The following is an 18400-nucleotide window of genomic DNA, read 5'->3' on the forward strand; positions in this document are numbered from 1 at the left end:
GCAACCACTGGTTGCAACACTATTATGTAAATAAAAATCGTTGTAACTTGCGTAAACCGTTGCCAACACGCATAACCTGTGCCAGCGAGGGGTGAGCGCGAAGCGCTCACCCCTCGCTGGCTCTTTCCCCCTATCGCGCAAGAAATGGCACAAAGACTCGCTGCACACGACTCAAGACTAGATCAAGATCCGTCACTTCTGGCGGTACTCCAACCACCGGGCTTACCAGCGTGGTGTAACCAGTCGCCTCGACTCGTACATACCAGCAACCCTCCGACACATCCCACCCGTAATAGCCCGTTGCATCAGTATGTTGGAAGGAGATCTCAGGGGCAACCGGGGTCAGTTCCGGGTTTACAATCGTGCCCAGATCCGTTGGTGCAGGTTGACTCCACGGGGCGTCAGCCGCCTTCGAAAGGTGTGATTCACACGTATTCGGACGGGTGTCCGTTGGTCCGGTGCGTGGCATCCAGCCCGGGACATGGAAGAGGGTCACGCGTGCGCCTACAACTGGTGCGCCTGTCTCGGCGTCACTCACGATCCCACTTGGATCAAAGAGTACAATCTGTCCGATTGGTAGCGTCTCATCGTTGCCGTTACACGTGTAGGCTACAGTCAGCGTTCCGCTGCCAACATCATCGGCAGGAACGACGCCCTGATAGACGTCAGTATCAATCTTCTCCATTGGGTAGTTGCTATCAGGCGGTGACAGGATCAACCGCACATTGCTAGGCTCTACGCCCCCCGGACAGGTGATCGTCACGGTTGTGGTAATGGCCGTCACATTGCCGCGTGTCTGCCGAATGCTGACCGTCCCATCTGGCCGGAAATCAACAGTGCCACTTCCCGACTCGACGGTTGCCGCTGGCGGGCGCGGGGTGTACATCACCGCATCAATGCCAGGACGCACGCTAGCCAGCGTCACTGTGACCGGGGTCGAAAATTCAGCCGAAACCTTGTTGTCGTAGTACTGCGGGACATAATAGTGCGTTGGGTCAACAAACTGCACCCGATAGTCAATCCCCCGACCGAGGCCTCCGAACTGATAGTTACCGACTGCATCGCTCGCGGTCTGACCAACGAGCAACCACTGCATTTCGCCGTGACCGTGTGGGTCTTCTCCCCCCAGCGCTCGATAGAGATGCACTTCTATCCCGGCCAAGGGACGCGCTGTTGCCCCAAGGTCAGCCGCGAGCCCCAAGAAGCCCCGCCCGGCGGCGCTGCTCTCTTCCGTCGTCACTTGCCCACTAATGCCGCCGGCCTCGGCTCCACAGACAAGCCCGGTTCCTTCATAGATCTCAACATCCTCAAGCCAATCAGCGACTGGCCCACTCGCTGGTTCGCACCAACCTGTATTGTAGAAGGTCAACGGGGCCTCAAAATAGAAGATGCCGCTCTCCCCCAGTTTGGTCAGCCCGGTCAAAAACGCTGGCACTTCCCCGGTCAGGGGGTTATTGTGCAGATGCAGCGTGTCGAGGTTGTCCAGGTTGCCAAGCTCGGTAGGCAGGCTTGCCAGTTCATTGTTATTCAGATAGAGACCCCGCAGTGCGCTCAATGAGCCCAGGGTTGTTGGCAAACTAGTCAACCGATTCCCCGAGAGATCCATCCAGTCGAGTTGGCTGAGGGTGCCGAGCGAGGCAGGCACACTGGTCAACTGGTTGTTGTCGATCCACAGAAAGGTCATGCGATTCAACTGACCGATGCTTTCAGGCAAGCTTGTCAATTGGTTGCGCGATATCATGAGCTGTGCGAGTTGGATCAGATTACCAAGATTCTCGGGCAACCCGGTGATCTGATTATTCGATAAAAAGAGATAATTGAGCTTACTGAGTTGACTGAACTCAGGCGGGATCGCGCCCTTCAGTCTGTTATTAGGCAGGCTTATTTGACTTACATAATTCTCACCGGGTACGCACCAGATCCCGTGCCAGGTACAGGCTTCGGTGGTTGTCAGCCAGTTGGTATTATTCGTCCAGTTGGGGCCATCAGTTGCCTGGTAGAAGGCAACCAGCCCTTCACACTCTTCCTGTGAAACGTCGGTGACCGTTGCACAATCAAACTCCTCCTGAACTGTCCCACCAGGAGGCGCAGCCAGCAGACTCATCCCGCCTGAAAGCAACAGGCTCAGCGCAAGGATAAAGCCAAGGTGCCGCATCCATTTCATCGTAGACATCATTCTTCCCCTTTATCTATAGTGTGTCAACGAAGCTTCCCGCTATGTTGTCACCCTGAGCGGAGCGAAGGGTCTCAGGCGTCCCAATGGCAGGGATGCTTCGCCAGAAGAGCCTTCCTCATCATAGCGTCTTTTCAGGGGATGGTGAAAAAAGGTTTCCTTACACTTTGTTGTTATTTAATAATGCATGTAAAAAACCATGAAAGGGATGTATCGCCTGGGAAAACCTGCCAAAAGCTCGCCATACGGGGTGCTTATGCCTCAGGCTTAGCTGCTGTCTTGGGGAACCTCTCTGGCATCTGCTCAAGGACAAAGAGGTTGCCAGCCACCACACAGAGCGGGATCGCGAAGAGATTGACCAGTGGGATCGAGACGAGCACAAAGGCGACGACCCCGAAACTCAGGCTGGCGGGCATCGTTGCCCGAACGGTACCGAGTTTTTGGCGAAAGCTGAAGCGCCGCCGTTCCTGGGGCCCATCAAAAAAATCAAGGCACGAAAGCACGCCCCCCAGGCCAAACCATAAAGTGGCAAAGAGCCCCCCCCCTAGCCCTGGAATGAGCAACAGGGGTACCGTACAAAGCCACCCCACCAGCAAAAGCAGCAACTTCTTGCCTTCAAAAAGCAGTGCCCGCCAGACATCATAGATCATCTCGGTGGCCTTGGGTTTCGCGGGGCGCGGCCGATCACCAAGGATCATGCGCTCTAATTCTTCCGAAAGCTGGCTATACCAGGGGGCCCCCAGTACCACCCCAAAACGCACCAGCAAAAAACCAATTGTGATGGCCAACCCGACAGCCAGCACGACGCCGAGGATCGCCAGCACAACCCCGCTCAACACGGTGCTCTGGTCAAGTCGGGCCTGAAGTTGTTGCATCAAGGCCACAAATAACCCGAGGTAGAGCAACGCTCCCACCACCAGATTGACCAGCACCGGGATCACGATATACCCCCAGAGGCGACGCGTCTGATTGATCAGTTGGAGTGCTCGGAAAGGATAGATTACGCCAGCCAGCAAGTCCATAGGATCTCCATCTCTCTGTAACTCACGTTAGTATTGTGTATCATGACATCATCTGACGTGACGTGCAACTCGTGTGCCGGGTCTTTTTTCTCTCCAGGAATAGCGCAACTTTTCCTCTTTGCGACCTCTTAGAATGCAGCATAATGCATTATATGTAAATCGCAAGATAGTTCTACTGTAATGCAGAACACATCATTTGTGGCGTTATCTTCACATAACTCTGCTTGTTGATGGGCGATGGTGCAAGCCGTTTGGTTGACACAAAAGCAAAGAGCGCTATAATAAGGAAAAGCTCTTTCCTGCACAGGGGTCCCCTAGAAGGTTATGAGGCATGGGACAGATTTTTCCCCGTAACGCCAATCTACTGGCCCGGCTGAGCATTTTTGCCAGCCTCCTGCTGATCGCCGAGATCGCCCTGATTACCGCCGTCTATTTCCGCTCCAACTATTTTCGACAGATTAATGTTGCTGTCGAGCAGCCAGTGGCTTTTAGCCATCAGATTCATGCTGATAATCTGGGTATTGATTGCCGTTATTGCCATGTCTCGGTCAATCAGTCCTATTTTGCCAACATCCCTGCCACTGAGACCTGTATGACCTGTCACTCGCAGATTCTGACCTACAGCCCCAATCTCGCACTCGTGGTTGAGAGCTATGAAACGGGTCTGCCGATCCTCTGGGAGACGGTGCATAAGGTGCCTGATTTTGTCTATTTCAACCATGCGATCCACGTCAATAAGGGTGTGGGTTGCTCGACATGCCATGGTCAGGTCAATGAAATGCCCGTGGTCTGGCAAACTCAGGCCTTCTATATGGGTTGGTGTCTCAATTGCCACCGTAACCCTGAAGAGTATCTCCGCCCTCGCGACGAAGTCTACAACATGGAATATGTCCAGCCTGCCAATCAAACGGCCCTTGGGCAGCAACTTGTCGCTGAGTATGGTGTGATGCATCCCGATCAGTTGACGAACTGTTGGGTGTGCCATCGGTAACCCTGAATCACCTAGCATCCCCTCTGCCTGTGGGATGCCTTCTTGTTGGAGACTGTGAAGGTTGCACAAGAGCCTCAGGTTGAATGCTATGGTTCAACTTCCGTGAGCATTGTGGTGAAACGTAGGCCGTAGCTCAGACAATGTAGTTCCTCGTTCGGAAGGTGCTGGTACCTTCCCCTCGCCGAGCGATAAACTACCCAGAAGTAAAGCGACAGTGGCAATGACAAGCACCACCCCGAATTCTGACCTCGAAGCCATCCGCGAGCAACTTCGCTCGTCAAACGGCAAGCAGTTCTGGCGCTCGCTCGATCAACTCGCTGATACCCCTGAATTCCGCGAATTGGTTGAGCGTGAGTTCCCTCGTGGAGCGTCTGAGATGCCAGATCCGGTGACACGTCGTACGTTCCTGAAGTTAATGGGTGCGTCCCTCGCCCTCGCTGGCGTGACGGGTTGTACCTACATGCGTCCTGAACAGATTGCACCTTTTGTTCAACAGCCTGAAGGACGTGTTCCGGGGATTCCGCAGTTTTTCGCCTCAGCTGTAACCCTCAATGGGTACGCGTCGGGTGTGCTCGTGCGTTCGAACGATGGCCGCCCAACCAAGATTGAGGGTAATCCCCTGCATCCGGCGAGCCTCGGGGCCACCGATATCTTTACTCAGGCCGAGATTTTGACGATGTATGACCCCGACCGCTCGCAGACGGTGCTCAATGCCGGTGCGTCGAGCAGTTGGGATGATTTTGTGACTACCGTCAATAATAGCCTGGCAGCGCAGGGGGCGACCCAGGGTGCCGGTTTGCGTCTGTTGACCCCAACCGTGACGTCGCCAACGCTCGCGGCCCAACTTGCGGCTTTCCAGGCCGCTTTCCCGCAGGCACGCTGGTATCAGTACGAGCCAATGAATCGCGATAATGTCTACGAAGGGGCGCTGCTCGCTTTTGGTGAGTATGTCTCCACGCGCTACAACTTTGCTCAGGCGAATGTGGTTGTCGCCCTTGATGCCGATTTCTTGGCTCCTGGCCCCGGTTTCCTGCCCTATGCGCGGGCTTTTGTTGATGCTCGCCGGGTCACCAAAGAGAGCACCACGATGAACCGGCTTTATGTGGTTGAGGCTTCACCGTCGACCACTGGTGCGACCGCCGATCATCGCTTGCCCCTCAAGGCAAGTGAGGTTGCCAGTGTCGCTGCGGCGATCCTCGCCCGGCTTGGAACTGGCTCAGCCCCGGCGCTCTCGCCCGACGCAACGGCTTTTGTTGATGCTGTGGTGGCCGATCTCCAGGCGCAGCCTGGCTCCAGTCTGGTGATGGCCGGTGATCAGCAGCCGCCCCAGGTGCATGCCCTTGCCCACGCGATCAATGCGGCCCTCGGCAATGTTGGTCAGACCGTGATCTATACCGAGCCAGTTGAGGCCCGCCCGACCCGCCAGGTCGGTGAGCTCGCGAACCTGATCAATGAGGTGAATGCTGGCCTTGTTGAGGCGCTCTTTATCTTGGGTGGCAATCCCGTGTATGATGCCCCCGGTGATCTGCGCTTCGCTGATGCGATGCAACAAGTGTCCCTCACGGTGCATCATAGCCTCTTTGTCAATGAGACCTCGAACCTCGCGACGTGGCATATTCCTGCAACTCACACCCTTGAAACCTGGAGCGATGCCCGTGCCTTTGATGGCACGGTCTCGTTTATCCAGCCGTTGATCGAGCCACTCTATGGCGGTAAAACCGTCCATCAGGTGATGGCCGCGCTCTTGCGGCAGCCCGAGGCCAGTGCCTACGATCTTGTGCGTGCCTATTGGCAAACCAGTGAACTCGCGAATGGTAGTTTCGAGGCCTTCTGGCAGACTTCGCTCGCCAATGGTGTGATTAATGGCAGTGCTGCACCAACGGTGACGCCCGCGCTGCAACTCGGTGCGATCCAGTTGCCTCCCGTTGCCGAAGGTCTCGAGGTGGTCTTCCGCCCCGATCCATCCATCTGGGACGGCAGCTATGCCAATAACGGCTGGTTGATGGAATTGCCCCGTCCATTGAATAAACTGGTTTGGGATAACGCGGCCCTGATGAATGCGAGCACCGCCATCCGCCTGCTCGGCCTTCCGTTCAGTGTTGATGACCTGCATAAGAGCGATGAGCTCGAACGGTCTAATGCGCTCGAACAGCTCACGTCGGCAAATGGTACGGTCGTCACGATCGAGTATCGTGGTGGCACAATGCAGATGCCCCTCTGGATTACGCCTGGACACGCTGAAGACTCGATTACGGTCACGCTTGGCTATGGGCGTACGGCCGCTGGGCGTGTCGGCGATGGTGTGGGCGTGAATGTCTATCCGCTGCGTACCAGTGATGCCCTCTGGTTTGGTACCGGGGCGCAGGCGGTCAACAGTGGGCGTAACTACCAGCTTGTCTCGACCCAGAACCACTGGACAATGATGGAGCGCGATATTTATCGGGTTGGCATCTTCGAGCGCTTCAAAGAAGATCCCAAGTATATTGCCAAGAAGGTCTATCAGCACCACTATGGCAAAGATACGCCCGGTCCTGGCACCGAGGGCTATGTTGGCCTCCAGCCGGGGGTCGATTACACAGGCCGCAATGCCTGGGGTATGACCATCAACCTCAATGCCTGTATCGGCTGCAATGCCTGTATTGCGGCATGCCAGGCCGAGAATAATATCCCGGTCGTTGGCAAGGATCAGGTGGCCGTGGGGCGTGAGATGCACTGGCTGCGGATTGACCGCTACTTTGCGGGGGCGGATCTTGACAATCCCTCGACCTTCTTGTTACCACTGGGCTGCGTGCAGTGCGAACATGCCCCATGTGAAGTGGTTTGCCCAGTTGCAGCAACCGTTCATGACTATGAAGGGTTGAACAACATGGTGTATAATCGCTGTGTTGGCACCAAGTATTGCTCGAATAACTGTCCTTACAAGGTGCGCCGCTTCAACTTCTTCCAATACACTGACCTCAACACGGCGAGCTTCCAGTTGATGCGCAATCCTGATGTGACGGTTCGCAATCGTGGTGTGATGGAGAAATGTACGTATTGTGTCCAGCGTATCAGTGCAGCTCGCCAGGCCGCCAAACGAGCTGCGGTCGCCGCCGGTCAGCAGGAGTACGTGATTGAGGATGAGGTGATTGCGACGGCGTGTGAAGCAGCGTGTCCCACCCAGGCGATTGTTTTCGGTGACATCAATGATCCCGGAAGCCGCGTCGCGAAATGGAAAGCTGAAGGTCATAACTACAAGTTCCTGGGCTTATTGAATACCTTCCCACGTACGACCTATCTTGCTCGGGTGCGTAATCCAAATGCGACTCTCGAACATGAAGAAGATGATGAGCATGCCGGCTAGCGGCTAGGCCGGGGCTGACCAACCCCGGCTTTGTCCCCTGACCCAGTCTGGATGATGGTTTCACGTCCACATGGGTATGGCTGACGCACGCGCTGGCCACCCTCCAGGATCAGATTCGATCCTGGCCGCGTTGTTCTTGCATGGCACTGCATAAGGCAGGCGGTGTCAGGCCAGCAGACCTAGTTTAAGGATAGTCATGGCACAGGCGCAACCCCTTCGCAACACGCCGCCGCCCGATCCGGGGGAGTCCTACCTCCTCCCTGGCGAGACGTATACGTCGATGACCCAGAAGATCGGCGATGTACCGCTCGTGAGTCCGCTCAAGACCCCGAAAGGGTGGCTGATTGGTTTCTCCATCTCTTTCGTCCTCTTGATGATCTTTTTGATGTCCGTGACCTGGTTGCTCTTCCGAGGCGTTGGTGTCTGGGGTATCAATGTTCCGGTCGCCTGGGGTATGGATATCATCAACTTCGTCTGGTGGATCGGTATTGGTCACGCTGGTACGCTGATCTCAGCTATTCTCTTGTTGCTGAACCAGGGTTGGCGTAACTCGATTAACCGCTTTGCTGAAGCAATGACGCTCTTTGCGGTCGCCTGTGCCGGGATGTATCCTATTCTGCACCTCGGGCGTCCGTGGCTTTTCTACTGGTTGATCCCCTATCCCAATACCCACGGGATGTGGCCCAACTTCCGTAGTCCGCTCGACTGGGACGTCTTTGCGATCTCGACCTATGCCAGTGTGTCGCTTGTCTTCTGGCTGGTTGGTCTGTTGCCTGACTTTGCAACGCTGCGCGATCGTTCAACCAATATCTGGGCCAAGCGCACCTATGGCCTCGCGGCGCTCGGTTGGCGTGGGTCGGCCCGCCACTGGCATCGCTATGAGATGGCTTCGCTTTTGCTGGCAGGTCTCTCAACCCCACTGGTGGTCTCGGTTCACTCGATTATCTCGCTCGACTTTGCCATTTCCCAGGTGCCCGGTTGGCAAGTCACCGTCTTCCCACCCTACTTCGTTGCCGGTGCGGTCTTTGCCGGGTTTGCGATGGTGCTGCTCCTGATGATCCCGGTGCGCCAGATCTATGGCTTCCAGAGCTATATCACGATGCGCCACCTTGATGTGATGGCGAAGGTGATGTTGACGACGGGGATGATCGTCGTCTATGGCTACTTTATGGAGGTCTGGGCGGCACTCTATGGTGGCAGTGTCTTTGAAGAGTATTTGCTCTTTAACCGCCTGAATGGGCCGAGTGCCTGGGCCTACTTTGGCTTGCTCTTCTGTAATGCCGTGGCTATTCAGCCGCTCTGGTTCAAACGGGTACGTCAGAGCATTCCCGCCCTGCTGGTTATCTCGGTCATTATTAGTATCGGGATGTGGCTTGAGCGGTATGTGATCATTGTCATCTCGCTTGAGCGTGATTTCCTTCCCTCATCGTGGGGGCAGTATGTGCCAACGTTCTGGGACTGGTCACTCTATCTGGGTACCTTCGGGCTCTTCTTTACCCTGCTCTTCCTCTTCATCCGCGTGATGCCGATGATTAATATCTTTGAGATGCGGCTTTTCCAGTACCAGGAGGAAGAACGACTCCATCGGACGTCGCATTCTTCACATACAGGCGGCGAAAGCAATCCGGCTTCGGCTGACTGAGTGGCATGATGTCCTCAGGGGTGAGCACGTATTACCCCTGAGGAACGTAATCCTAGCGAGAGTAGATTATGCAGAATCGCAGCGACATCTACGGTGTGATGGCAGAGTTCCAGACTCCTGCTGCGCTCATTGAGGCCACGCACAAGGCCAAGGCGGCAGGTTATAGCAAAATGGACGCCTATACGCCTTTCCCGATCGAAGAGGTTATCGAAGAAGTTGCCCCCGGCAATACTGGTATACCGCTCCTGGTGTTGATTGCTGGCCTTACTGGGGCCGCCGCCGGGTTTATCCTGCAGTATATCGGGAATATTGTTGATTATCCGTTGAATATCGGTGGCCGTCCGCTCGATATTTCCAACTGGCCGTCAATGATCCCGATTACCTTTGAGTTGGGCATCCTCTTTGCCGCCTTCACCGCCGCGATCTCGATGGTGGTGCTGAATGGCCTGCCGATGCCCTATCATCCTGCCTTCAATGCACCTCGGTTTGACCGGGCATCACAGGATGCCTTCTTCCTGTGCATTGAGGCGACCGACCCGTTGTTTGACCGTTCGCAGACATCTCAGTTCCTGCGCAGCCTTGGCCCGCTGCAGGTTTCTGAAGTTGCCCACTAGGGGGGCCACCATGCAGACGCTACGCTCCCGTTGTCCGTTGATGCTGACCCGTTTTGTTCGGTACGGCTGGCTTGTGCTCCTGGCTTTTGCGCTGACCGCCTGTCACCAGGATATGTATCAGCAGCCGAGCCTGCGTACGTATGAGCCGTCCAGTTTTTTTGAGGATGGGCGCAGTGCTCGTTCGCAGGTGCCTGGTACCGTTGCCTTCGGTCAGGCCCGTACGGATGAGTATCTCTATACCGGTTTGATTGATGGCGTTGAAGGTGATGTGATGCCCTTCACGGTCTCGCGTGAATTGCTGGAACGCGGCCAGGAACAGTATGATATCTGGTGCTCGGTCTGCCACGGTGTGGCTGGCTACGGCCAGAGTATGGTGGCCCAGCGGGGCGGTATTGTTCCGGCTAATTTCCATCAGCAACGCCTGCGTGATGCGCCGATTGGTCACTTCTACAATATCATTACGGTTGGGGTCTATCGTGGCGATCCTGCGGCTGATGGCTATCAGTCAATGTACTCGTATGCCTCACGCATCGCGCCAGAAGACCGCTGGGCCATTGCCGCGTATATCCGCGCACTTCAGTTGAGCCAGAATGCCACGCTGAGTGATGTTCCGCCCGATCAGCGCAGCACGCTCGGTAACTGACGAGGCAGTATGCAGGGGTGGATGTCAGGGAGAACGCAATGCGGACTCCATCACCCTGCCTCCGCCTCCTGTAGCCTGTATCCGGTCTTCTGTAGCGTAGAATAAAGGTTGAGTATGGCGACGACGACACTTTCTCGGTCTCAGGTTCCACAGTTGAACCGGCTTCAGTTGTTTGGAATCGGCGCGGCGGTGATTGGCTTGGCTTTGCTGGCGCTTGGCTTTTTCATCAATCCGCAAGTTTTTCTCGAGTCTTATATCTTCGGCTTCTATTTTGTGATGGCCTTCCCGCTTGGCTGTCTCGCCTTTTTGATGATCCAGCATCTGACGGGTGGGGCCTGGGGCGTTATGAGCCGTCGTATGCTTGAAGCTGGGGCGCTGGCGCTGCCGATCTTCTTTATCCTCAGCGTGCCGGTGGTGCTGACCGTCTATAACTTCTTGAACCTTGATCTTTTCATCTACCAATGGTCTGACCCCAGTGTGGTGACGCCCGGTGGTGAGAATTTTGACCCCCTGGTTGCCCATAAGGTGCCCTGGCTTAGCCCGGCATGGTTTGCGGCCCGGATGGTCATCTACTTTGTGATCTGGAGTGGCCTGGCGCTGCTGTTGCGCAGTTGGTCGCTTCAACAGGATCGCGGGGCCAAGAGTCTGGCGATGGTTGACCGGATGCGCAAACTCAGTGGCATTGGCACAGCCCTTTTTGTGATGAGTGTCACCTTCTTTGCGCTGGATGTTGGCCTTTCACTCGATGCGCACTGGTACTCGACCATGTATGGTGTGCATTATATGGTCAATGCCGGGCTCGGGACGCTTGCCTTTATCATTCTTGCCCTGACCCAGATCCGCCATACGGCCATCTTTGAAGAGCACGTGCCGATCAAGCCGATCCACGATCTGGGCAAACTGCTCTTTGCCTTTACAATCCTCTGGACATATGTCTCTTTTGGGCAGTTTGTGATTATCTGGTCGGGCGATGTTGCTGAATTTACCCCCTGGTATGCGCGACGCATTGATGGCGGGTGGGTGTATGTTTCGTTGCTGTTGATGGCGCTTTCGTTCTTTGCGCCGTTCCTTGCGCTGCTGAGCCGTGGCAACAAGCGGAACTTGAACCGTCTCGCGCAGATTGCGCTCGTGATCTTATTTATGCGTGTCGTTGATATGGTCTGGGTTATTTTGCCTGAGTTCCACGAGCAGGTGACACAGATTAGCTGGGTGAACCTGGCCGCACCGGTTGGCCTCTTTGGGGTCTGGCTGGCGATCTGGGCCTGGAATATGCAGCGGGCCTCGCTGCTGCCGCTCAACGATCCTCAAATGGACTCGTTGCACGCCGGAGGGCATCATTAGTTATGAATTACCGCTTTTCTCCTTCTGTTCAGGACGAGCCGCAGTTGCCTTCCGCAGGTCGTTTGATGGCTCTGATGTTGACCGTCTTTGTCATTGTGAGCATTGCTGTCCTGCTGGCGGGCCGCGTGCCGTTTGTGCCGAGCGCGGATCCGATTTCTGGCCCTAGCTACCGTGATTATGTTGGGCCTGATCAAACCCTGTTGAGTAGCTATGGCTATACGCTCGAAGGCAATGTCCATATCCCGATTGACCGGGCGATGGAACTGATTGCTGAGCGTGGTTTGCCTACCCGCGATGCGCCGGTTGCGAACCCCTAGCGTTGTCTTTTACAGCCGTACGACACGAAAAACTGCCAGCTTTGCTGGCAGTTTTTCGTGTCGCATGACCTGATCTGCGTTGTTAGGCGTGGTAGCGAATTGGCGGCCCCTGGTCGCGCTCGAGTTCGTTCTGAGCGACGAGGTATTCGAGGTGGGCGAGGGTTTCAGCAAGCGCAAAACGCTGTTCGTGTGGGCTAAAGCGGTCATATGGGAAGACCCGTCCCACGACGTCGTAGGCTGTGGCGGCTGTGTTGCCGACGGCGCTGCGCATTGCGTCGAGCCGCAGGTCGTGGTGGGTCTGAATGGCGCTGATGCGCTCGTGCCAGTTGTTGATCAGGGTTTTGTGGCCTGGTAAGGCGAGGGCGACGTCAAGCTTGCTCAGGGCACCGAGTGAGCGCAGGTAACGTCCCAGTGGGTCAGGCTCACTGGTGGGCCAGACGCCGATGTGCGGCGTGATCTTGTTGAGCACCTGATCGCCACAGAAGACCAGGCGTTCCTCGGCGGCGTAGAAGATCAACTGGCTGTCGCTGTGCCCTGGTGCGTAGAGCGCCTCGTATGACCGTCCGCCCATCATCAGCGTGCTGCCTGGTTCCAGGGGGGTTATGTTTGGCATTGGCTGTGTTGCCGCACGGAGGCGTGCCAGCGCGACCTCGATGGGTTCGACGTTGCTCATTGGTACGCCGTGAGCCTGTAACAGCGGGATGATGGGATCCTGTTGATCTACGGGCAGGCCCCATGAGAGGTGTGCCAGTTCGCGTTCACGCGGGGCCATCAGGACTGGTGCCCCAGTCAGTTCCTGGAGCCAGCCGGCCATCCCGAAGTGATCCGGGTGATAGTGCGTCACGACAATCTGGTGAATGGCGGCAGGTTCAATCCTGAGTTCTTCAAACGTTTCCCGCCAGGCTGCTTCGCCAGCGCGTGTATGCAAGCCCGTGTCGAGAATTGTCCAGCCATCCTCATCACGCAAGAGGTAGCAGTTGACGCTGTTGAGGGCAAAAGGTAAAGGGAGGGCGACAAGATAGATGTTGGGCGCAACTTCGTGAAAGGGCATCTTGATTTTCCTATGATTCGGGTGCGTAGGGTGTGAAGGACGTTTGCCGACATTGTTCGCCGACCACGAATGGGGGCCACGAATGAATGAATGTGACATCTGGTGTTAGTCTACCATCTCTGTGCAAGAGAAGGAATGGTTCCAGGGGGTCTGGGTAGGGCGATTGCATCATACGAAATCGGATGCAACGGGGCACCCGCAAGGGGTGCCCGTACCGGGGCGGGGCACCCGCAAGGGGTGCCCGTACCGGGGCGAGGCCGCATCCGATGTAGGGGCACCCGCAAGGGGTGCCCTGGCGCGTGCCTTGGCGGGGTGCCCGTACCGGGGCGAGGCCGCATCCGATGTAGGGGCACCCCTGGCGGGTGCCTTGGCGGGGTGCCTACACGGAAGATGCAATCGCCCTAGAGGTCTGTGTTACAATAAATCGACCCTGCGGAAGGGACGACCTTGATTCTAGGCTTGTCTGTTCCCCCACATGTGAGCAGTTACGCGGTCGCTTTGGTCAGGCTGAGTGCAGCAAAGCATCTCGGGCGGATGGCACGCCAGGGATTCTTCGCTTTGATCCTTAGGCATGGTTTCAGAAGGGCCAGATCAGCTTGATCCTCGACTCGTAGTGCCGACTTATGAATATTTAATATTAAATCGGGTATATGGTAGTGCCGACTTCAGTCGGCTGAGCCGGAAGCCGACTGAAGTTGGCACTACCGGATTATTTGAGGTACTTGGTATAATTCGGGATGAGGATTGAAGTGAGAATGTATGACAACATACAATGATGATGAGCAGCGCGAAACACCTGGGTGGTTGATGCCTGCTGTGGTTGGTCTTTTGCTGATGCTGGCTGCGATTGTGGCGGTTGTGTTGACGATACGGCCAGCGGCGGTGGAGCAGAGTATGCCTGCTACGCCAGAGACGGCTGTCGCGGCGGGATCGGTTGAGTCGCCGGGGGTCGTTCATGGTTCAGTTGACCCGGCTGGCCCTGTGGTGCAGGTGATCAGTCATACTGAGGCACGGGCCTATTTTGATGCCGGCCAGTCGATCTTTATTGATGTGCGTTCTGGTTCGGCGTATGGCGAGGGGCATATCCCCGGGGCCTTGACGATTACCTCGCGTGAACTAGAAGAACGCTTGCGTACGTTGCCCGAGGGGGCGGTCATTATTGCGTATGGAGATGCGGCGCGTCCTGATTCGGGGCAGCGTGGGGCGCAAATCTTTATGGAACAGGGCTTTCCCCAGGTGATCGCGCTTGAGGGTGGGTTTCAGGCGTGGCGCGATGCCGGCCATCCTGTTGAGTAGGGTGTATGGCCTCGAAACAATTGGCTCCCCCTAGTGCGATGGTGGTGGCAGCCCTCTGGATGAGTGGGGCGCTCTTTTCGTTTACGGCGATGGCGGTCGGTGGGCGTGAGCTTACCGGTGCGTTGAGTACCTTTCAGATCCTCTTTTTCCGCAGCGTGATCGGCCTCTTTGTGGTGAGCCTGCTGATGTGGCGAACGGGTTGGCATCAGGTGCGCACGCCGCACCTGGGGCTGCATTTCGTGCGCAATCTGGCTCATTTCGGGGGGCAGTTTGGCTGGTTCTACGGGTTGGCCTTTATTCCCCTGGCCGAGGTCTTTGCGCTTGAGTTTACCGTGCCGATCTGGACGGCGCTCCTCGCGGCGCTGATTCTGCGGGAACGAATTACGGTTCAGCGGGTGACGGCGATTGGGTTTGGGATGGTCGGGCTGATCATTATCCTGCGGCCTGGCTTTCAGGTGATCCATCCGGCGGCTCTGGCTGTGCTGGCAGGGGCCGTGGGCTATGCGCTCTCGCATACGTTGACGCGCAAGCTTGCGCTGCACGATACGCCGCTGACGATCCTTTTTTATATGACAGTGCTTCAGTTGCCAATGGGCCTGATCCCGGCCCTGTCCAGTTGGCAGATACCTGCACTTGAACTCTGGCCGTGGCTAGGGGTTGTCGGGGTTGCGGCGCTGACGGCCCACTACTGCATGGCGCGTGCGCTGAAGGTGGCGGAAGCGACGGTGGTCGTCACGCTGGATTTTCTCCGGTTGCCCCTGGTGGCGATTGTCGGGGCGTTGCTCTATCAGGAACCACTTGATCTGCTGGTGCTGGTCGGGGCGGCGGTGATGCTTTTTGGGAACTGGATTAACTTGCGTAAGTGAAGCTGGCATGATTGATTTGCATATTCATACGACGGCCACGCCGCATCATGCGACGTGGACGCCCGACGCGCTGGCGGCGACGGCAGTTGCCCGTGGGTTGACGGTGATTGCGGCGACTGACCATAATACGACTGCGGGCGTGGCCCCGTTGATGGCGGCGGGCCAGCGGCACGGGGTGCGGGTTATCCCCGGGGTGGAATTGGACAGCGCGGATGGGGGCAAGCTCTGGCATACGCTGGTCTATGGGGTTGATCCCGAGGCCCCGGCACTGGTGGCGTTGTGCGCGGCGGTCTTTGAACGCAATCTAGCTGATGCTGAACGCCTACGGCGCGAACTGCCTGCCGAGGGGTTTCGTCTGGAGGGGTTGGAAGAGCTCGGACGTGCCCCCAATGTGGCTGAAGTTGCGACGGCGTTGGCCCGTGGCAATAGCTTGCCCGGGCGCGTGGCGGGCGAAGATGACGAAGCCGCCGGGATGCGCTTTTTGCTCCAGGAACGCCCTGGTTCGTATCAGCCGTTGCGTGTGGCCGAGATCATCGACGTGGCGCATACGCTGCGCGGTCTTGTCGTGCTGGCGCACCCCGGGCGCAGCAAAGGGGTATATGCGATCCCGGCGGATGAGGCAGATATTGCCGCGCTGGTGGAGGCGGGCCTGGATGGGCTTGAAGTCTATTATCCAACGCACACCCCGGCGCAGGAGCAGTTCTACCGAACGCTTGCTGCGAAATATGGCCTGCTGGTGAGTGGCGGATCTGACTCGCACCATCCGTCGCAGGCCTTGGCGGCGTTGGATCCTGCCCTGGTGACGTTGCTTGAGGGGAACGGCCTGGCTGGCGGAAGCACCTGTCCGTGAATATGGCGGGGGGCACGACGTAGGGGCACGGCTTGCCCGTGCCCCTACGCCGGCGGGGGCACGGCGTGGGGGCACGGGCGGGGCGGGGGCACGGCGACGCCGTGCCCGTACGGGGCCGGGGCGGGGCCGGGGCGGGGCACGGCGTAGGGGCACGGCTTGCCCGTGCCCGTACGGCGGCAGGGGGGCACGGGCGGGGCACGGGCGGGGCGGGGCACGGCGCGGGGGCACCCCGTAGGGGCACGGTGGGCACGGCGGCAGGGGCACGGGCAAGCCGTGCCCCTACGGGGGCACGGGCGGGGCACGGGCGGGGCGCGGGCACGGGCAAGCCGTGCCCCTACGGGGTGGGCATGCAGGCTTGCCCGTGAAGGCAGTCGGTGCGGCAATCGCTGGCAAGGATGCGGGCGTGGGCGTCGGGGTCGGTGGCTCCTTCGGTGCAGATGACGAGGACGCGTGAGGTAGAGCGGAGGCCGATGGCGGCGGCGATGCGCGGGTTGTCACGTAGGGCGAGTAACCCACCGAGGCCTGCGGCTCCGGTTTCGCCGGCGATAATGCCTGCCTGCGCGAGGCGGCGTACCCCCGTACACGCATACTGGTCGTCAATTGCCAGAAAGAGATTGATGCCGGCTGAGATAATGGGCCAGGCAATGAGGGAAGGTGCCCCACAGTTGAGCCCGGCCATGATTGAGTCGTGGGGGCCGGGGATCGTCGTCAGCGTGCCTGCTTCCATTGAGGCGAGAATGCAGGCGGCTCGCGTCGGTTCGACCCCGATGATGCGTGGTGGCACGGCATAGGCTGGCCGCCGATAGTGGCTGGTGATAGCGGCAGCGAGCGCTCCAACCCCCATCTGAACAACCACGAGATCGGGCGGGTCTTCATCGCGGCGTTCGAGTTCGTCGTCAACTTCCCAGCCGATGGTGCTGTAGCCTTCGATGACGTGGCGGGGAATAGCCTCGTAGCCGGGCCAGGAGGTATCGGAGATGACGAGGCAGTGGGGTCCGGCTTCCTGGGCTGAGCGAACAATCGCGTCATCGTAGGTACCTTCGACAACGAGTACCTCGGCACCTTCAGCTTGAATCGCTGTGATCCGGGCCTCGGCGGTGCCGACAGGGACAAAGATGCGGGCGCGACAGCCGAGCAGTGCGGCCATGCGTGCGACGGCACGACCGTGGTTGCCATCGGTGGCGGCAGCGAGAGTGAGAGGTTGGAGGGGCGCAACCGCAGTGGCCAGCTCCTCGAGACTCTGCCAGGATGGTGTGGTGCCGAGCCGGGTGATGAGGGCCTGATAGACCGCCCAGGAAGCCCCAAGGATCTTGAAAGAGGGCATTGCCAGTCGGCTTGTTTCGCGCTTGACCCAGAGTCGGGCGATGCCGAGTTCGTGGGCGAGCGCGGGCACATCGATGAGTGGTGTCGGGGTATACCCGGGCAGGCGTTGGTGAAACGCGAGGGGAGACCGATCGATCACCGAGTGAGGCTCGGTCTCCCTGACGGACTGATTGTGGAAGGCGCGGATGGTATACATAACTAGATGATGCGCTTGAGATCGTCTTTGCGCCCGCTCTCTTTGAGGCGCTTTTTGAGCAACGTCATATAGGCCCCGCCAGGCGAACGACGCCGGGCGCCATCGGCGGTCATCATGCCGCCATTCGCTTCAATCTGGAGCGTCTCTTCGAGGAGGGCCATGCTCTCATCGACGCCACACACCTCGACGACGCGGGTAATCTGGGCTAACTGGCGCTCTTCGGTCTCGCCAAGCGTTGTGGCGATATGTTCTATCGTCTGCCGCACTTTGCGAACAGCCTGGCGTTGGGCAATTTCAGCCTGGCGCTGCTGCTCTTCACGGTCATGGCGCTCACGCTGACGACTTCCACGCATCTTTGCACTCCTTTGGTATGGGCAATGCGCACTATCTGTGGGCAGTTGCAGGCGAAGAATTAGATTGACATTATAACGCACGTTTTGCAGATGCTGGTAATGTTCTGGTACTTGTGACGGGCGCGTAAGCGAGCTCTTTGTACAGAAGACGCGTTGTTTTGACGCCAAGGCGCGAAGGCGCAAAGGTTGTGGTGTAGGTGCGCTCACCCGTCAAAGGGTTTCACCTGCTCTGTCACGGGCGTTCCCGTGCGCGCTATCAAACCTGCCAGGTGTGCGCCGGGACACCGCTCCGTTCCCCCAAAGATCGCGGCGGCGCGCCACCCCATCAAACCTGCCAGGTGTGCGCCGGGACACCGCTCCGTTCCCCCAAAGATCGCGG

15 protein-coding genes are annotated in these 18400 nt (G+C 57.9%); 10 read left to right on the top strand and 5 right to left on the bottom strand.

What is annotated here, in order from left to right; genetic code table 11:
* Positions 1 to 130: 130 nt before the first annotated feature.
* Positions 131 to 2164 (bottom strand): leucine-rich repeat domain-containing protein, encoded by a 2034-nt coding sequence (locus EYB53_RS03020; protein ID WP_167857230.1) that lies wholly within the window; start codon positions 2162 to 2164, stop codon positions 131 to 133.
* Between the two features lie 263 nt (positions 2165 to 2427).
* Positions 2428 to 3195, bottom strand: coding sequence for an EI24 domain-containing protein (locus EYB53_RS03025; RefSeq protein WP_135476579.1), 768 nt, complete (start codon positions 3193 to 3195; stop codon positions 2428 to 2430).
* Positions 3196 to 3526: 331 nt separating this feature from the next.
* On the opposite strand from EYB53_RS03025, the gene EYB53_RS03030 reads away from it, so the two are divergent.
* The 7 genes from EYB53_RS03030 to EYB53_RS03060 all read left to right on the top strand — a co-directional run bounded on the left by EYB53_RS03030 (position 3527) and on the right by EYB53_RS03060 (position 12086).
* The gene (locus EYB53_RS03030) at positions 3527 to 4186 is read left to right on the top strand and encodes a cytochrome c3 family protein (RefSeq protein WP_135476581.1); all 660 of its coding nucleotides are present in this window, start codon (positions 3527 to 3529) and stop codon (positions 4184 to 4186) included.
* A gap of 220 nt (positions 4187 to 4406) precedes the next feature.
* Positions 4407 to 7529, top strand: coding sequence for a TAT-variant-translocated molybdopterin oxidoreductase (locus EYB53_RS03035; protein ID WP_135476584.1), 3123 nt, complete (start codon positions 4407 to 4409; stop codon positions 7527 to 7529).
* A gap of 196 nt (positions 7530 to 7725) precedes the next feature.
* A complete protein-coding gene (gene nrfD / locus EYB53_RS03040) occupies positions 7726 to 9171 on the top strand; it encodes an NrfD/PsrC family molybdoenzyme membrane anchor subunit (RefSeq protein WP_135476586.1) in 1446 nt (481 codons plus the stop codon).
* A 68-nt stretch (positions 9172 to 9239) separates the two neighbouring features.
* Positions 9240 to 9785: a DUF3341 domain-containing protein gene (locus EYB53_RS03045; RefSeq protein ID WP_097650464.1), complete on the top strand. Its 546-nt coding sequence runs from the start codon at positions 9240 to 9242 to the stop codon at positions 9783 to 9785.
* 10 nt (positions 9786 to 9795) lie between these two features.
* Positions 9796 to 10428 carry a c-type cytochrome gene (locus EYB53_RS03050; RefSeq protein WP_135476588.1) on the top strand — a complete coding sequence of 211 codons (633 nt, stop codon included), beginning with the start codon at positions 9796 to 9798 and terminating at the stop codon, positions 10426 to 10428.
* A gap of 114 nt (positions 10429 to 10542) precedes the next feature.
* On the top strand, positions 10543 to 11769 hold the full coding sequence (locus EYB53_RS03055) for a hypothetical protein (protein WP_135476590.1): 1227 nt from the start codon (positions 10543 to 10545) through the stop codon (positions 11767 to 11769).
* Between the two features lie 2 nt (positions 11770 to 11771).
* Positions 11772 to 12086, top strand: a complete 315-nt coding sequence (locus tag EYB53_RS03060) for a hypothetical protein (RefSeq protein WP_097650461.1) — start codon at positions 11772 to 11774, stop codon at positions 12084 to 12086.
* Positions 12087 to 12168: 82 nt separating this feature from the next.
* On the opposite strand, the gene EYB53_RS03065 is transcribed toward EYB53_RS03060, so the two are convergent.
* A complete protein-coding gene (locus EYB53_RS03065) occupies positions 12169 to 13137 on the bottom strand; it encodes an MBL fold metallo-hydrolase (protein ID WP_135476592.1) in 969 nt (322 codons plus the stop codon).
* A 759-nt stretch (positions 13138 to 13896) separates the two neighbouring features.
* On the opposite strand from EYB53_RS03065, the gene EYB53_RS03070 reads away from it, so the two are divergent.
* Genes EYB53_RS03070 through EYB53_RS03080 form a run of 3 tightly spaced genes read left to right on the top strand, consistent with a single transcriptional unit; the run spans position 13897 to position 16149 of the window.
* A complete protein-coding gene (locus tag EYB53_RS03070) occupies positions 13897 to 14433 on the top strand; it encodes a rhodanese-like domain-containing protein (protein ID WP_135476594.1) in 537 nt (178 codons plus the stop codon).
* A gap of 5 nt (positions 14434 to 14438) precedes the next feature.
* Positions 14439 to 15299 carry a DMT family transporter gene (locus EYB53_RS03075; protein ID WP_135476596.1) on the top strand — a complete coding sequence of 287 codons (861 nt, stop codon included), beginning with the start codon at positions 14439 to 14441 and terminating at the stop codon, positions 15297 to 15299.
* 7 nt (positions 15300 to 15306) lie between these two features.
* Positions 15307 to 16149, top strand: coding sequence for a PHP domain-containing protein (locus EYB53_RS03080; RefSeq protein ID WP_135476598.1), 843 nt, complete (start codon positions 15307 to 15309; stop codon positions 16147 to 16149).
* A gap of 334 nt (positions 16150 to 16483) precedes the next feature.
* On the opposite strand, the gene EYB53_RS03085 is transcribed toward EYB53_RS03080, so the two are convergent.
* Both EYB53_RS03085 and EYB53_RS03090 read right to left on the bottom strand, forming a co-directional pair.
* Complete coding sequence (locus EYB53_RS03085) at positions 16484 to 17668, bottom strand: diaminopropionate ammonia-lyase (protein ID WP_135476601.1); 1185 nt, start codon at positions 17666 to 17668, stop codon at positions 16484 to 16486.
* Positions 17669 to 17670: 2 nt separating this feature from the next.
* Positions 17671 to 18021: a phosphorylated adapter RNA export RNA-binding domain-containing protein gene (locus EYB53_RS03090; protein WP_135476603.1), complete on the bottom strand. Its 351-nt coding sequence runs from the start codon at positions 18019 to 18021 to the stop codon at positions 17671 to 17673.
* Positions 18022 to 18400: the final 379 nt, after the last annotated feature.

Source organism: Candidatus Chloroploca mongolica, from assembly GCF_004762035.2.
In the GTDB taxonomy this organism is placed as follows: Bacteria; Chloroflexota; Chloroflexia; order Chloroflexales; family Chloroflexaceae; genus Chloroploca; species Chloroploca mongolica.

Bases quoted from the DNA above. Each gene is read 5' to 3' on its own strand.
- EYB53_RS03080 (WP_135476598.1), top strand. From the start codon at position 15,307: ATGATTGATTTGCATATTCATACGACGGCCACGCCGCATCATGCGACG.
- EYB53_RS03035 (WP_135476584.1), top strand. From the start codon at position 4,407: ATGACAAGCACCACCCCGAATTCTGACCTCGAAGCCATCCGCGAGCAA.
- nrfD (WP_135476586.1), top strand. From the start codon at position 7,726: ATGGCACAGGCGCAACCCCTTCGCAACACGCCGCCGCCCGATCCGGGG.
- EYB53_RS03075 (WP_135476596.1), top strand. From the start codon at position 14,439: ATGGCCTCGAAACAATTGGCTCCCCCTAGTGCGATGGTGGTGGCAGCC.
- EYB53_RS03055 (WP_135476590.1), top strand. From the start codon at position 10,543: ATGGCGACGACGACACTTTCTCGGTCTCAGGTTCCACAGTTGAACCGG.
- EYB53_RS03070 (WP_135476594.1), top strand. From the start codon at position 13,897: ATGACAACATACAATGATGATGAGCAGCGCGAAACACCTGGGTGGTTG.
- EYB53_RS03050 (WP_135476588.1), top strand. From the start codon at position 9,796: ATGCAGACGCTACGCTCCCGTTGTCCGTTGATGCTGACCCGTTTTGTT.
- EYB53_RS03045 (WP_097650464.1), top strand. From the start codon at position 9,240: ATGCAGAATCGCAGCGACATCTACGGTGTGATGGCAGAGTTCCAGACT.
- EYB53_RS03025 (WP_135476579.1), bottom strand. From the start codon at position 3,195: ATGGACTTGCTGGCTGGCGTAATCTATCCTTTCCGAGCACTCCAACTG.
- EYB53_RS03085 (WP_135476601.1), bottom strand. From the start codon at position 17,668: ATGTATACCATCCGCGCCTTCCACAATCAGTCCGTCAGGGAGACCGAG.
- EYB53_RS03030 (WP_135476581.1), top strand. From the start codon at position 3,527: ATGGGACAGATTTTTCCCCGTAACGCCAATCTACTGGCCCGGCTGAGC.
- EYB53_RS03020 (WP_167857230.1), bottom strand. From the start codon at position 2,164: ATGAAATGGATGCGGCACCTTGGCTTTATCCTTGCGCTGAGCCTGTTG.
- EYB53_RS03060 (WP_097650461.1), top strand. From the start codon at position 11,772: ATGAATTACCGCTTTTCTCCTTCTGTTCAGGACGAGCCGCAGTTGCCT.
- EYB53_RS03090 (WP_135476603.1), bottom strand. From the start codon at position 18,021: ATGCGTGGAAGTCGTCAGCGTGAGCGCCATGACCGTGAAGAGCAGCAG.
- EYB53_RS03065 (WP_135476592.1), bottom strand. From the start codon at position 13,137: ATGCCCTTTCACGAAGTTGCGCCCAACATCTATCTTGTCGCCCTCCCT.